Origin of the sequence: Mangrovicoccus ximenensis, from assembly GCF_003056725.1 — a bacterium.
GTDB classification, from domain to species: Bacteria; Pseudomonadota; Alphaproteobacteria; order Rhodobacterales; family Rhodobacteraceae; genus Mangrovicoccus; species Mangrovicoccus ximenensis.
The window spans coordinates 1-14,358 of sequence record NZ_QBKZ01000015.1; the positions used below are offsets into that span (position 1 = coordinate 1).

10 protein-coding genes and 2 pseudogenes are annotated in these 14,358 nt (G+C 70.1%); 3 read left to right on the top strand and 9 right to left on the bottom strand.

Annotated features, from left to right (window positions below):
• Positions 1 to 664 (top strand): annotated as a pseudogene (locus C7T91_RS16010) (hypothetical protein); the annotation flags it as partial.
• A gap of 40 nt (positions 665 to 704) precedes the next feature.
• On the opposite strand, the gene C7T91_RS16015 reads toward C7T91_RS16010, so the two are convergent.
• Genes C7T91_RS16015 through deoC form a run of 5 tightly spaced genes read right to left on the bottom strand, consistent with a single transcriptional unit; the run spans position 705 to position 6,006 of the window.
• Positions 705 to 3,053, bottom strand: a complete 2,349-nt coding sequence (locus C7T91_RS16015) for an amidohydrolase family protein (RefSeq protein WP_108260121.1) — start codon at positions 3,051 to 3,053, stop codon at positions 705 to 707.
• The gene (locus C7T91_RS37925; RefSeq protein ID WP_269101740.1) at positions 3,050 to 3,184 is read right to left on the bottom strand and encodes a hypothetical protein; all 135 of its coding nucleotides are present in this window, start codon (positions 3,182 to 3,184) and stop codon (positions 3,050 to 3,052) included. The genes C7T91_RS16015 and C7T91_RS37925 overlap by 4 nt, the downstream gene beginning before the upstream one ends.
• Positions 3,127 to 4,785, bottom strand: coding sequence for an aldehyde dehydrogenase family protein (locus C7T91_RS16020; RefSeq protein ID WP_108260122.1), 1,659 nt, complete (start codon positions 4,783 to 4,785; stop codon positions 3,127 to 3,129). The genes C7T91_RS37925 and C7T91_RS16020 overlap by 58 nt, the downstream gene beginning before the upstream one ends.
• A complete protein-coding gene (locus tag C7T91_RS16025; protein WP_108260123.1) occupies positions 4,782 to 5,036 on the bottom strand; it encodes a DUF1272 domain-containing protein in 255 nt (84 codons plus the stop codon). Before C7T91_RS16025 ends, C7T91_RS16020 begins: the two co-directional genes overlap by 4 nt.
• Before the next feature lie 4 nt (positions 5,037 to 5,040).
• Positions 5,041 to 6,006, bottom strand: a complete 966-nt coding sequence (gene deoC, locus C7T91_RS16030) for a deoxyribose-phosphate aldolase (RefSeq protein ID WP_236638287.1) — start codon at positions 6,004 to 6,006, stop codon at positions 5,041 to 5,043.
• Between the two features lie 1,078 nt (positions 6,007 to 7,084).
• On the opposite strand from deoC, the pseudogene C7T91_RS39585 reads away from it, so the two are divergent.
• Positions 7,085 to 8,161 (top strand): annotated as a pseudogene (locus C7T91_RS39585) (trypsin-like peptidase domain-containing protein); the annotation flags it as partial.
• Between the two features lie 804 nt (positions 8,162 to 8,965).
• On the opposite strand, the gene C7T91_RS39590 reads toward C7T91_RS39585, so the two are convergent.
• Positions 8,966 to 9,457: a c-type cytochrome gene (locus tag C7T91_RS39590; protein ID WP_407943312.1), complete on the bottom strand. Its 492-nt coding sequence runs from the start codon at positions 9,455 to 9,457 to the stop codon at positions 8,966 to 8,968.
• Between the two features lie 4 nt (positions 9,458 to 9,461).
• Positions 9,462 to 9,611 (bottom strand): hypothetical protein, encoded by a 150-nt coding sequence (locus C7T91_RS33605; protein ID WP_201742133.1) that lies wholly within the window; start codon positions 9,609 to 9,611, stop codon positions 9,462 to 9,464.
• 46 nt (positions 9,612 to 9,657) lie between these two features.
• Here C7T91_RS33605 and C7T91_RS16040 point away from each other — a divergent pair, with 46 nt between their 5' ends.
• Positions 9,658 to 12,045, top strand: coding sequence for an autotransporter outer membrane beta-barrel domain-containing protein (locus C7T91_RS16040; protein ID WP_145962910.1), 2,388 nt, complete (start codon positions 9,658 to 9,660; stop codon positions 12,043 to 12,045).
• A gap of 36 nt (positions 12,046 to 12,081) precedes the next feature.
• On the opposite strand, the gene C7T91_RS16045 is transcribed toward C7T91_RS16040, so the two are convergent.
• Both C7T91_RS16045 and C7T91_RS16050 read right to left on the bottom strand, forming a co-directional pair.
• The gene (locus C7T91_RS16045) at positions 12,082 to 12,771 is read right to left on the bottom strand and encodes a response regulator transcription factor (RefSeq protein WP_108260126.1); all 690 of its coding nucleotides are present in this window, start codon (positions 12,769 to 12,771) and stop codon (positions 12,082 to 12,084) included.
• Entirely contained in the window at positions 12,768 to 14,195 is a 1,428-nt protein-coding gene (locus tag C7T91_RS16050) for a sensor histidine kinase (protein WP_108260127.1), read from the bottom strand. The genes C7T91_RS16045 and C7T91_RS16050 overlap by 4 nt, the downstream gene beginning before the upstream one ends.
• Between the last annotated feature and the right edge of the window lie 163 nt (positions 14,196 to 14,358).

The window sequence follows — 14,358 nt, forward strand, 5'->3', positions numbered from 1 at the left end:
TTTCGACGCCGTCAGCCTTGCCGACCTGAAGGGGAAGAAGATCCGCACCATCGGCGGCGCCCATGTCGACTGGGTGAACCATATCGGCGCCGTCTCGGTCAGCGTGCCGGGCACCGAGATCTACAGCGGCCTGCAGCGCGGCTCGATCGACTGCACCACCGGCACGCCGCTCTTCCTGACGGATTTCTTCAAGCTTTCCGAGGTGGTCAAGTCGGTGAACATGACGCCGATGGGGTCGCTCGATACCGGCGGGTTCTTCTTCAACGGCGACTACTGGGCCGGGCTGACGCCGCAGGAGCGCCGAGCGATCTTCGATTCTTCGGCCGAGATGCTGGCCAAGGCCTATGTCGAATGGCAGGCCAATATCGACCATGCCTTCGAGGTGGCGCGCGATGCCGGGGTGGAGATCCGCGATCCCTCCGAGGCCGATCTGGCGACGCTTGCGGCCTTCCGCGACAGCTATCTGGAGGGGCTGCCCGCCGCGGCGGCGGAAGAGCGCCGCGTCGAGGACCCGACCGACTTGGTGCAGAGCTATCTGGCGGCCATCGACAAGTATGCGGCGATGATCGCCGGGGAGGACCTGTCGGACGAGGCCAAGCTGGCGGCCTTCCTCAAGCGCGAGATCTTCGACCGGATCGACGTGGAAACCTACGGCATCTACTGAGCCAAGGCGCGCGGCGGGATGGCCCCGCCGCGCCGCCCGGTCAGCTTTCGTCCAGCCGGTAGACGCGCTTCGCCGTGCCGCTGTAGATCTGCCGCTTCTCGCCCTCGCCGGCGCCCGCGGTCAGCCGCTTGAACATGTTCCAGTTGGTGCCGTAGGTGATCCCGGCGCGCTCCACCGGGAAATTCGACGACACCATGCAGCGGTCAGGGCCGAAGATCTCGATCGACCGCTCGACATAGGGCCGCCACAGCTCGGCCAGGGCTTCGGAGCCGATCGGCCGTTCCGCCTGCCCGAAATCATAGGCGGCCAGCGTCATCAGGAGCCCGCCGAGCTTCACCGTCACGTTCGGGCAGCGCGCCAGATCGCGCATGTCACGGGTCCAGTCCGCCAGAACCTCGGCCTCCCGTCCGCGGTAGCTGGCATGTCCGACCGGGCTGCCGGTATGGATCAGCACGATCTGCGCTTCGGGCACGGCGCGGGCGGCGGCGGCCACGTCGGGGATCTGCGGATGGTAGATGCTGGCCTCGAAGGCGAGCCCGCGCGCGGCGAGGCGGCGCAGCCCGTCCTGGAAGGCGGGCTCCAGGTAGAGCCCGGGCGCATCGGCGCTGACCGCGCCCTTGACGACCGGATCGGGATCCCATTTGGCGCGCATGCGCACCGCGCGGGAGGCCGCCCGGTCGGCATTGCTGCGCGCGGTTTCGGCCTCGGCGCGGTAGCCGTCGGACAGCGCCGACACCGCGGCGTCGAGCAGGTCGAGCGCGGGCTGCACCCTCGGGTCCTGCGGATCCGCCAGGGCCACGCCGCGCAGATAGAGACCGGGCCGGGCGTCGTAGGGCGCGAGGATCCCGTGGATGTCGCGGAACTTGTGGTAATGCTGCAGCCCGTCGCTGTCGATCCGCACCGCAAGCTGGAAGAGCCCCGGCGGATAGTCCGGATTGTCCCGCAGATGCGCCACCAGCTGGGCATATTCGGTATCGATGCTGCCGCCGGGGCGTTCGAGCTCGACGAATTCGGCGATGATCTCCGGCCGGGCGGGGTCGAGAGACAGGCTGTGCTCCTGGTCGGCCTGCGTGCCTGCCGGGCCGACAACCGGCAGGTAGGGCGGCAGCCGGCCGGGGCGCAGCGCCGTCAGCGACCACAGGATCTGGTTCACCCAGCGCAGATGGGTCATCTCGCTGATCGCCACCGAGAGCAGGATCTGGCGCGCGGCGCGCAGATCGGCGGCGAGGCCGGGCCAGGCGGCCTCTTCGGCGGCGGTCACTTCCTCGGGCGCGCGGATCGAGAAGGTGGCGTAGAGATAGCGCAGCGCCAGGATGAATTCGAGCGGGCCGAGATTGCCGCGCAGGTCGCGGCAGATCTCCTCGAGCGGCGGGCCGGGATCGGGCGGGGGCGGCGCCGAGCCTGCGGGCGTGGCATTCGCCTCCTGGCCCTGCAGCACGAAGTCGAGCTCCTGCCAGTGCAGGTTGATCTCGTAGGGGTCGTAGCGGTGGCGCCGCGCCTCGTCGATCGTGGTGGCGGCCTGCACATCGGCGGCCGGGTCGCTGCGGCGGCGCATCCAGTCGAGGAAGCTGACCGGCTGCAGCGGGTCCTCCGCCGCTTCCTGCCCGGCCTGCAGGCGCCCGCGGTCATTGGGGTCGGGGACCTCGCCCAGCACCACGTCGGGGTGGTTCGAGGCCCAGTACTGGCAGGCGCAGTCGCGGAAATCATGCGTCCATGGGCTGCACATCGAGGCGGTCAGCTCGCCGGGATGGTAGACATCCGGGATCATGCCTTCGCCGTCAAGATAGGCGCGTCGCTTGCCGGCGAGCACGACCGGCAGGCCGGTGGGCTGTCCCTCGGCGTCGCGCTGCGTGAGCGCGATCGCCAGATCGGCCTCGGCCGGATCGGCGCTGCGCTCGATCAGGCGGATGATCCACCAGGCGATCTCGCCTTCATAGGGCGTGCAGACCCGCGCATTCTGCCAGACCGACACGTCATAAAGCTCGATCCGGCGGCCCTTCTGCTCCACCCAGTGCAGGTACCACTGGCCGGAGCCGAGCGCCGCGCCCTCCGGCCCGTTCAGCTTTTGCGCCAGCGTCTCGACCCAGGGCCAGGGCTCGCCGAAGACCGGATCGCCGGTGGTGTCGGCATAGACCAGCTGTGCGCCCTGGGTGCCGTCGGGGCCTTCGGGCGTCACGCCGGGAAAGGCGAAGACGAGGCCCGGAAAGAACCGCACGTCGAGCTGGCGGAGGTCGAATTCCAGCCCCGGAAAGCAGTTGCCGACGCCGGAGTCCATCAGCGTCGCGACGGAGTTGCCGAGCACCGGCTCGGGATAGGCGGGCAGGTCGGGCGCGGCCTGGCGGGCCGCCATGTTCATCGGGCGGATCTTGCGGTCGGGCGTGTCGGTCATGCCTCGTCTTCCTCCGGAACATCCGGCGCGGCGCGCCAGGACGGGTCGCTTTCGAGCTTGTCGAGATAGGCCATCAGCAGGTCGTATTGCCGCCGCGTGATGGACAGCGGCACCCCCATCGAATGGCGCATGAAGGGCGGCATCCGCATGTCGTAGGAGGTGTCGGGCAGGGTGCGCGGATCGCGGAAGCGCAGGGTGGTGCCGCCGGGGGCGGCCTCGTGGCCCTCGTCCCGGTGGCGGCCGACCGGCACCTCGGCCGCTGGGGCCGGGCGACCGGCGCCCCGGCCGTCAGAGCCGGGGCCCCTTCCTTCGCCCTGGTATAGGCGCGGAGCCCCTCCCAGCCGCCTTCCCGGCCGAAGCCGCTTTCCTTCACGCCGCCGAAGCCCGCCGCCGCGTCGAACATGTTGGCACCGTTGACCCAGACCACCCCGGCCGCGAGCTTCGCCGCCAGGTCAAGCGCCACGTTCACGTTCTCGGTCCAGACCGAGGCGGCCAGCCCGTAGCGCGTGGCATTGGCGACCTGCACCGCCTCGCCCGGTGTGCGGAAGGTGGTGGACACGAGAACGGGGCCGAAGATCTCCTCCTGCATCAGTGGATCGGCCGGTTCCAGCCCGGTGACCAGCATCGGCGCCATGAAGGCCCCGCCTTCGGGCAGCGGACAGGGCGCGGCGAAGACCTCGCCGCCGGTTTCCGCGACCATCGCCGCCACCCGCGCGCGATGCGCCGGATCAACCATGGCGCCGAGGTCGATGCCTTTGTCGAGCGGATCGCCGACCCGGAGCGTCGCCATCCGCTTGCGCAACCGCGCGTGGAAGGCGTCCGCAATGCCCTCCTGCACGATCAGCCGCGATCCCGCGCAGCAGACCTGCCCGCCATTGAACCAGATGGAATCGACCAGCCCCTCGATGGCGCTGTCGAGATCGGCATCCTCGCAAACGATGAAGGGCGACTTGCCGCCGAGCTCCAGCGTCAGCGCCTTGCCCTGCCCCGCCGTCCCCTTGCGGATCGCGCGGCCGACCCCGGTCGAGCCGGTGAAGGCAACCTCGTCGACATCGGGATGCGCTGCCAGCGCCGCGCCGGTGGTGCCGTCGCCGGTGACAATCGTCAGGACACCCTCGGGCAGCCCGGCCTCGGCGGCAATTTCCGCGAAATAGAGGGCGGTCAGCGGCGTCCATTCGGCAGGCTTCAGCACCACGGTGTTGCCCATGGCCAGCGCCGGGGCGACTTTCCAGGCGAGCATCAGCAGCGGGAAGTTCCACGGGATGATCTGGCCGCAGACGCCCAGCGGCGCACGCTCCGGCAGTTCCTCCGCCATCAGCTGCGCCATGCCCGCATGGTAGTAGAAGTGCCGCGCCGCCAGCGGCAGGTCGGCATCGCGGGACTCGCGGATCGGCTTGCCGGTGTCGAGCGTCTCCAGCACGGCCAGCGTGCGGGCGTGTTTCTGCAGGAGACGCGCCATCCCATAGAGAATCCGCGCCCGCTGGTGCCCGGGCGTCGCGGCCCATGCCGGGAAGGCCGCGCGGGCAGCCGCGACAGCAGCATCGACATCCGCCGGACTGCCCTGCCCCACTTCGGCCAGAAGCTCGCCGGTCGCCGGGTTGCGGGTCTCGAAGGTCTCTGCCCCCTCGGCCGCGAACCGGCGGCCATGGCGGTCGAGCCAGGCCATCGCCTCGGCAGCGCTCTCTGGCGCGGGGCCGTACTCCATGCTCTCGAAAATCTCCCTGACGGTCATGCCGCGTCTCCCTGACTGCAGCCCTCGAGCGCATGATGGCGCGTGGTCGATGCCGGGTGCTTCACCAGCATGTGCGCGGGACGGACCGGGCGCGGAACGAAATTGCCGCCGCAATTCGGGCAGACGCCCTTCAGATGCGCCTCGACGCAATCGGCGCAGAAGGTGCATTCATAGCTGCAGATCCGCGCCTCCGGGCTGCCGGGCGGCAGGTCCCGGTCGCAGCATTCGCAGTTCGGCTTGAGTTCCAGCATGTTGCTACCCCAATGCATGGCGCCAGGAGGCGGAATAGGCGCCGGTGACATGATGTTCGAGCTGCCGCTCGATATCGCCCAGCAGCGACGAGGCGCCAAAGCGGAAGAGGTCGGGGCGCAGCCAGTCGTCGCCCAGCTCCTCCTTCATCAGCGCCATGTAGGTCAGCGCGTCCTTGGCCTTGGAAATGCCGCCGGCCGGCTTGTAGCCGACCTTGATCCCGGTCGCCTCGCGGTAGGCTCTGATCGCGCGGACCATGACCAGGCTGACCGGCAGCGTGGCATTGACGCTTTCCTTGCCGGTGGAGGTCTTGATGAAATCCGACCCCGCCATCATGCAAACAAGCGAGGCGCGGGCGACGTTCTGCAAAGTGCCGAGCTCGCCGGTCGCCAGGATCGCCTTCATGTGGGCCGCGCCGCAGGCGGCGCGCATCGCGCGGGTCTCGTCATAGAGCGCCTGCCAGTTGCCGGTCAGCACGTGGCGGCGCGAGATCACGATGTCGATCTCCTCCGCGCCTGCCGCGACCGAGGCCTCGATTTCCTTCAGCCGCAGGTCGAAAGGCGAGAGGCCGGCGGGGAAGCCGGTGGAGACAGCCGCGACCGGGATGCCGGAGCCTTTCAGCGCCTCGACGGCCGGGGCGATCATCTCGTGATAGACGCAGACCGCGCCGGTGGTGATGGCGGGCAGCCCCAGCGCCTCCAGCAGGTCGGCGCGCACCGGCTGGCGGGCCTTGGCGCAGAGGCGGCGGACCCGGCCGACGACCGGCATGTACCGGGGCCGCGGCCTCCGGGCAAAACGCGGCTCCCGGGGCGGCGGCGGTGCCAGCGCAGACCAGAGCGGTCCGCTCCGCTTCAGCCGGTCGGGGAATGCGCCCGGCAGGGCCAGGTCGAGCAATTCCTGCGGCAGAGGCAGGAACGTCCAGATCCGGTCGAGACCCGGCCGCCATGGACTGTCCTCGCGCGTCTGCGCCATGCCCCTCCCGGGCGGGGCCTCGCGCAGGGCACTGGCGGCGGCTTCGATCCAATTCGGGTCCAAGAGTGACACCGGCGCGACGATCTCCGCCAGCTGGTGCGGGCGCGGCCGAGGTCCGCGGGCCGTCCCGCCGTTGCCGGCGCGTAGAGCCCTGCGCGGGCCAGGAAGAGCGGGAAATGGATCGCCGGCAAATGCGGGACTGGGTCCCGCGCGCCGATTGCCGGGCCGTTTGCGGCGCTGGATCTTCCGTCATCTCCTGCCATCGCCGCACCATCCTGCACCGGCGTAGGTCCCGCGGCGAGATCGCCGTGCAACGGGGCCACTCCGGAATTCCGGATGCTGGCGGCCTGCATTCTCCGGAATACCCCCCTTGGAAACCTGCGGCGAGGCGCGCATGATCAAGTTGACGCTGAGTCAAGATTGCCATGGCGCCGGGAACAGGGGTCCTGACGCCGCGTGCCGGTCGCGTCTTGCCATGCAAATCCTGACAGAACCGAGGGGTCCCGCCATGTCACATGTCTGCGGTACGGTCGAAATCCTTTCCACGCCAGTCCAGGTCGGGCCCGACAGCGGCGATCCGCCCGCCTCGCCCGGCACATGGACCGTCGAGCTGCCCTACGAGGCGGCCGGCACGAAATTCGTGATCCTGCATTTCGAGGCGGTCTCGCTGCCTGCGGGAAACCGGCTGGAAGTCGAGCTGGGCTACGATACCGACGTCTTCACCTCGGCCGACGGCACCGCCTTCTGGACGCGGCCGGTCAATATACACCACCTGCCGGGCGGCACGATCCCGCTGCGCTATGTTGCGGCGGGCAGCAATTCCGGCGGCGCCACCGTCGACCGCTATGGGCGCGGGCAGAGCGTGCCGAGCTATGCCTCGGGCCATGACAGCGTCACCAATTGCGATCCGTTCCTGCCGGGCCCCTGGGTGGAGCCCGACTTCCCGCATGTGCCGGGATCGACGGGGCCGCGCTATGATCCCTTCTGGATCTGCGACCAGGCGAACCCGCCGGAATGGGTGAATGCCCGCTGCGCCGCGGCCGGGTCGGTCCGGCGCGACCTCGCGCCCAGCGTCGGCATGATCCTCACCGTGCATCCGCCGGCCTCCGGCCATCCGGAGGAAAGCGTCAGCACCTGCTCGGTCACGCTGATCGACAGCGACCTGGTGGCGACGGCGGCGCATTGCATCGCCGACCACCCGTTCGAGGTGCCCTCGAGCTCGGTCACCTTCGACTACGAGGTGAATTGCGACGGTTCGCTGGTGCCGGCCTACGATGCCGTGTTCCACAAGGTCATCCGGCTGGTGAAGTACCGCTACACCGACGGGCGCGACTACGCGATCCTGCAGCTGCGCGGCGCGCCGCCGGTGGCGCCGGTGCCGGTGCTGAACGGCTATCCCGGCGCGGGCAGCCCGGTCTTCGGCATCCACCACCCGAACGGCGCGGTGAAGAAGATCTCGCCCTCGCCGGCAGGCACGGTCCCGGTGCAGAATGTCAGCGGCGGCATGATCCATGTCGATCTCGACGTTTCGGGGGGCAGTTCCGGCTCCGGGCTCTTCGACACGGCCGGGCGGCTCCTCGGCGTGCTGTCGGTCGGCAATGCCTGCGACCTCTACTATTCCTCGTCGGCGCTGATGCTGAACGACCCGATCGAGATTCCCGATCCGCCTGAGGAGCGCGCGGTGATGCTGGTGCTCGACCGCTCGGGCAGCATGTCCGAGCCCGCGCTCGGCGGCGGCTCCAAGATCGATGCCGCACGCGATGCGGCCGAACTCTTCACGTCGATGATGCGCGCGGCGGAAGGCAATGCAGCCGGGCTGGTCAGCTTCGCCGGGAATGCCAGCTCGCCGCCCGAGGCCGCGCTCGATCCGCTCGACGAGGCGCAGCGCGGCCTCATCCTCGGCGCGCTGCCCGGGATCGCGCCGGGGGGGCGCACCAGCATCGGCGACGGGCTGGCCTCGGCGCGCAGCCAATTGAATGCGACCTCCGGCCTGCCGCGGGCGATGCTGGTCCTGACCGACGGAATGGAGAACGAGCCGCAGGCCATCGCCGATGTCACGGGGCTGGGCGGCACCGAGATCACCGCGATCGGCTTCGGCACGGAAAGCAGCCTCGACGGGCCTCGGCTGACCGCGCTCGCCCAGGATCACGGCGGCTACTACAAGCGCGCGGGCACCGGGCTCGAACTGCGCAAGTTCTTCGCTCTGGCCTTCGGCGACATCTTCGAGGCCGGCGCGCTGTCCGACCCGGACCTGCATCTGGCCCGGGACAGGCGCGAAGGGCCCGCGATCCCCTTCAGCGTCTGCGGCGAGGAGACCGTCACCGTGGTGGCCGGCTGGGACATGCCACAGGCGCGGCTGCGCCTCGTCGTCACCACGCCGTCGGGCCAGGTGCTCGACCTCTCCGCCGGCGGCATCGTCACCGAGACCGGCAACACCTGGACCTTCGCCCGCATCCCGCTGCCCCAGGGCGGCGAGCGCGACGGGACCTGGACGGCGCGGGTGGTGCGCAGCGGCGGCAGCCAGGAGTTCCCGCCGGAACCGGTCGCCCTCGACTATTTCGTCACGGTGATCGCCCGCGGCGGTCCCTCGCTGCGGCCGTTCCGCCAGCCGCGGCACCTCTATACCGGCGATGTTCTTACCCCGCGGGTCATCTTCCAGTATCCCGACGAGTCCGTGCCGCGGGGCGGCGAGGTGCGGCTGCGCATCCGGCGTCCCGATGCGGGCACCGGCACGGCGCTGGCGGATGGCTGGCGCAGCTGCGCCCGCCGCAGAACCTGCGCCTGGCCGTCGACATCGACCCGCAGAGTTTCTTCTGAGACCGGCAGGCCCGGCCCGCTGCGCCGGAGGCCTGCGGGATGGAGCCTCAGGAGCCGATGCCGCCCCGATCCGGGATGCGCCCCCGGACAAGGCCGTCCGGGCATGGCAGGAGGGGGCGGCGGGATCCGCCGCCCGCCGCAGTCACTCGCGATAGGTGGTGTGGCAGGCCTTGCAGGTGCCGCCGATCTGGCCGAGCGCCGGACCCAGATCCGCCTGCGCCTGGATGCTTTCGGCGGCAGCCGAGGCCGCCATTTCGAGATCGGCGGATTTGGTCGTGAAATCGTCGTATTGCGTCCAGATCACCGGCTTCGCCTCGGAGGCCGGATCATCCGCCTCGGTCTCGAACAAGGTCGGGATCTTTGCCGCCTCGGCGGCGATGGCGGCGGCGGCCTGCTGCGCGGCGGCGGCATCGAAGGCCGTGTTGCCCTTGGCCATCTCGCCCAGGAGCTTGGTGTTCTGGCCGATCGTCTTCATCGCCTTGGTGCGCTCCACCACATGCGGCTCGGAGGGCTCGGCGGCCTGGACGGCGGCGGCCACGGCGATCAGGGCGGCTCCTGCAACCAGCGAACGGATCATGTCAATTTTCTCCACTTGGGCACTGCAATGCCGCGAGCGTAGCAACCGGCAGGCCATCCGCCTAGGAGAAGATGCGCAGCGCTCCTTCGATCGTGATCAGGACCGCGCCGACGGGAATCGACACGGCCGACGCCAGCCAGAACGCAGCGGCCAGCGTGGGCCTGGCGCGCGGCGCGGCGATGCCGAGAACAAGGACGGGTTTCCTGCGCATGGCGGCATTAACCCCGCCTTAGGTTCCCATCCGGTTAACGTTGGCCATGGACTGGACAGAGCTTCCGCGCCTCCCCGATCTCGCCCCGGTGCCGATGCAGCAGCATCCCGCCTATGGCCGCGCCTGCGCCGCCACAGGCGGGCGCAGCGCGCTGTTCGGGCTGGGGCCGCCGCGGCAGCAGGGCGGCGGCACCTCGGATGCCGGCACGGTTTCGGTCGACATCCACCACGGAAGCACGGTCTTCGCCCATGGCCGCGCAGCCAACGGCATCGTGGCGCAGTCGATCGGCGGCGGCGGCGGCCTCGGCGGCGACGCTTCCGGCGCGCCGCTCTCCTTCAAGGGCACCGATACAGGCGGCGAGGGCAACGGCCGCGCGGTGACGGTCTCGGTCGACAGCTCCCTGGTGCGAACCGACGGCGACCGGTCCTTCTCCATCATCGCCCAGTCGATCGGCGGCGGCGGCGGCTTCGGCGGCTCCAGCGGCAGCGCCTTCATCGGCTCGAACCGCCACAGCAGCAGCGAAGGAACGAGCGGGGCGGTGACGGTCGGCATCCTCGAGGGGGCGCATGTCCTGGCCAACGGCGAAGACTCTTCCGCGATCTTCGCGCAGAGCGACTCGCGGCAGGTCAACGGCGCGGTGCAGGTCTCCATCGCGGGCACCGTCACCGGCGGCTCCGGTGCGGCCGGTGCCGGGGTGATCATTGCCGGGGGAAACAGCGGCAACACGCTGACCGTCAGCGAAGGCGGATCGCTCGGCGCGGCCTCAGGCGTCGCAGCGGTATATCGCGCCAGCGACAACACCAACGGCTCTGGTCTGGCCATTACCAACGAAAGCCGCGGCAGGATCAGCGGCAGTATCGAGTCCCATGACTTCAGCGGCGCTGTGACTGGCGCTGCGGCCAGTGCGTTCAGTACCGCCGCGGCCGCGTCCGGACATCCGGTGTCGGTCACCAACCGCGCAGGCGGCGTGCTGACCGGCGCGCAGGTCTACCGGGCGGACCTGCGCAACGAGGGCCGGCTGGATGTCGGCAATCCGGGGAGCGCCGAGACGCTGGAGATCGCGGGCAGCTTCGTCCAGTCGGAGTCCGGCACGCTGCATGTCGCGGCGGATTTCGCAGGCGGCACCACCGATGTCCTGCAGATTGCCGGCAGCGCGACGCTGGGCGGCACCTTGGTGCTGGAACCGCTCTCGGTCCTCTACGGTGCCGAAATGACGGTGCTGACCGCCGGATCGGGCGTTGCCGGGGCCTTCGAGCGGATCGACAGCGAGCTGTTCACCTTCGCGCAGACGGCCTCTGCCGGGGGGCTGGCGCTGACCGTGACCGGGGACAGGCTCGCGGATCCCTCGCAGAGCCTTGCCGACCGGGAGAAAGCTGTCGCGCGCTATCTCAGCGGCATCTTCCGCAGCGGCGATGCCGGTTCCGCCGCCATGATGGCCGCGCTCGAAGCCGAAGCCAGCGCGGGCGGCTACAGCGAGGCGCTGTCGCGCCTGTCGCCCGGGGCCAGCCTTGCCGCCGAAGCGGCGAGCTTCGAACTTGCGCGCAGCCGCTTTGCCGCCGTGCTCGACTGTTCCGGCAGCGCAGGGGCCTGGTCCGACGGCACGCGCTGCATGCAGGTGACGGTCTCGGGGCAGAGCATCGAACAGGACGGCAGCGGCGGCGCCTTCGGCTATGACGGCACCGTGACCACCTTCGGGCTCTCCGGCACTGCAGAACTGGACGCGGACTGGCGGATCGGCGGCGCGATCGGCTACGAAACCGCGCGGTACGACGGCGAAGACGGCTATGGCAGGACCGAAGGCGAGTCGCTCTATGCCGGGCTTTCGGCGACGCGCGGCTTCGGCCCGCTGACCCTCGCCGCGGCCGGGGTCTTCAGCCACGGCAGCTTCGACACCGAACGGCATCCCGGGCTGACCGCAGGGACGGGCACCGCCCGCGGCGACCACGACGTGACGAGCGCAGCCGCCCGGCTGCGGGCAGAGTACCGCCAGGACTTCGGGCGCGCCTATCTGGCTCCGATGCTCGATCTCGACATGATCTGGACCCGGTCCGAGGGCTATGCCGAGACCGGGGCCGGGGACCTGTCGCTGGAGGTCGATGCCAGCGAGGAGACGGCCTTCGTTGCCACCCCCGCGATCGAGATGGGCCATGCGTTCGGCCTCGCGGACGGCGCGGCGCTGCGGCTCTACGGCCGGGCCGGGGTCAGCTTGTCCTCGCTTGGCAGCTACGGCACGCATGCGCGCTTCGCCGATGCCGGCGCGGGATCCGGCGGGTTTGACAGCGACGTGTCCATGCCCGACGTGGTGGGCCGCTTCAGCGCCGGGGCAGAGGTGATGAACTCCGGCAACCTCTCGCTCGACCTGCGCTACGATGGCGCCTTCGGCAGCGGCCTGACCGGCCATGCCGGCAGCCTGAGCGTCACCTACCGGTTCTGACGGGCCGGTCCCGGGGGGGTTCCGCGCCCCCGGGACTCAGCGCATTGCCGCAGGCGCCGCGAAGGCATAGCCCACGCCATAGATCGACTGGATCGGTGCCTTCTCCCCGGTTTCCGCCTCGATCTTCCGTCTCAGGCGGGCCACGGCCGTATCCAGGTGGCGGCTCTCGAACTGCGCCCTGGGCCGGGCCAGGCGCTGCAGCAGGTCTTCGCGGCTGCAGCTGCGGTTTGCCGCTGCGAACAGCGCCGAGAGAAAGGCGAATTCCGTCGCCGTCAGCCGCACCGCGGACGCCGCCGGCGACATCAGCACCCAGCCATGGCCGTCCAGGACCCAGGCCGCTTCCGCGGCGGGCGGTTCCGCGGAGCGGGTCCGGCGGAGCAGCGCCCGCACCCCCGCCTCGATCTCGCGCAGCGTGCTGTCCTTCACGAAATAGATGTCCGCGCCGCTTTCGAAGCCGCGGATGCGGTCCGCGCTGCCGCCGAGCGCGGTCAGCATGATGATCCCGCAGTCGCGGCTCCGGCGGATCTCCGCGGCCAGCTCGAAGCCGTTGCCGTCGGGCAGCCCGACATCGAGGATCACGATGTCGAAGGCGTCGCCCGCTGCGATGCGGCCGCGCAGTTCGGCTGCATCGGCCGCTGCGGACACCTCAAACCCGCAGAGACCGAAATAATCCACGAGGTCCCGACGCAGCCGGGTCTCGTCTTCGACGACAAGGATGCGGCTCATGCCACGCGCTCCTTGCCGCCTGCCAGAGGCAGGCGCACCGTTGCCACGGTCCCCTCGCCGACGCGGCTGGCGATCTCCAGCGCGCCGCGGTGATAGGCGAGGAACCGCTGCGCGGCATAGATGCCAAGCCCGGTGCCCGTTCCCTGCGGCGTGTTCGAGCCGCGGAAGAAGCGGCGGCCGAGCTTGGGCAGATCTCCGGGCGGCACGCCGATGCCGCGGTCGCGCACCTCGATCACCGCCCAGCCTGCCTCGCGGCGGGCCCTTACCTGGACCGCTCCGCCGCCGGGGGAGTATTTCAGCGCATTGTCGATGAGGTTGATCATGACGGTCTCCAGCATGTCAGGGTCGGCGAAAAGCGGCATCGCCGTCTGTGCCGCGTCGATCTGCAGCCGTGCGCCGCGGCCGGTCATCTCGAAGTGAAGCGCCACGCCCGCCAGAAGGGCGTCGACCTCCGCAGGTTCGGGGCGGAACCCCGCCTCTCGGTCGGTCGTCATGAAGCGGTCGATCAGCCCGGACAGCCGGTTCAGCGCCTCGCCGATGCCCGCAATCCTGTCGTCCCCGTCCCGTGCCCCGCCGGGTCCCGTCAGGCGGAGCATGTCGACGCCGTTGCGGATGATGGCCAGCGGCGTGCGGAATTCGTGGCTGAGCACGCGCATGAAGTCGGCCTGCTCCTCCCGCAGGCCGCGCTCGGCATCGAGGCTGCGGCTGAGATCAGCTTCGAGCCTGCGCCGCTTTGACACCTCTTCCGACAGGACCTCGTTGCGCCGCCGCAGGTCCTCGTAGAGACGGAAGCTGACCATCACCAGCAGGCAGGCGAACAGCGCGATCAGGAACAGGCTGCCCTGCAGCAGGAACCAGGCATTCCTGTCGCCGAGCACGGGGGCGGGGTCAGGAACGGCAGGCAGGCGCAGCTCCAGGAGGCTCTGCACGACGCTCGACCCCATGTAGATGCCCAGCAGGGCGATGGTGATCCCGCGCAGCAGCAGCGGCTGGGTCCGGTCGCGCCACAGCGAGAGGCACATCAGCGACATGACGGCCAGCGTGAAGAGCGTCGCGCCGTGGATGCGGTAGGACAGGTTGCCCGGATCGACATGAAGCGTGATGGCGTAGCCGGTGCCGAAGGCCGCCAGCAGCGCCAGTCCGATGCGGATCCGGCTCGGCTGGCCGAGAAACCGCGACAGCCCCTCGGCGATGAGCACCGTGCCGCAGCGGATGAGCAGGTTGTTGACGAGGATCACCCAGGGCTCCGGTGCCGCGCCGCGCAGGATCATCATCAGAATGCCGAGCGCGATGGCGGCAAAGCCCGCGGCCAGGAAGGTCAGTTCGAAGAGGTCGCGCCAGGCCCGCCATACCAGGATCCAGGCAAGCGCGATGAGGCTGCTGGTGGCCATGGTGACGATCAGGACTGTGTGGAGATCAAGCATGCGGTCTGAGGCAGGATCCGTACTTGGGAAGGAGCGCCCGATCGGCGGCCTACTGGTTAACTAAAGGTAACCTATTGCGCTGGCTGCATCCTGTCCAGCCACGCGGGCCGGATCTGCCCCGGACCGAGCCGCGCGGCGCCCTGCCGGCAAAGTCCGGCCGCCC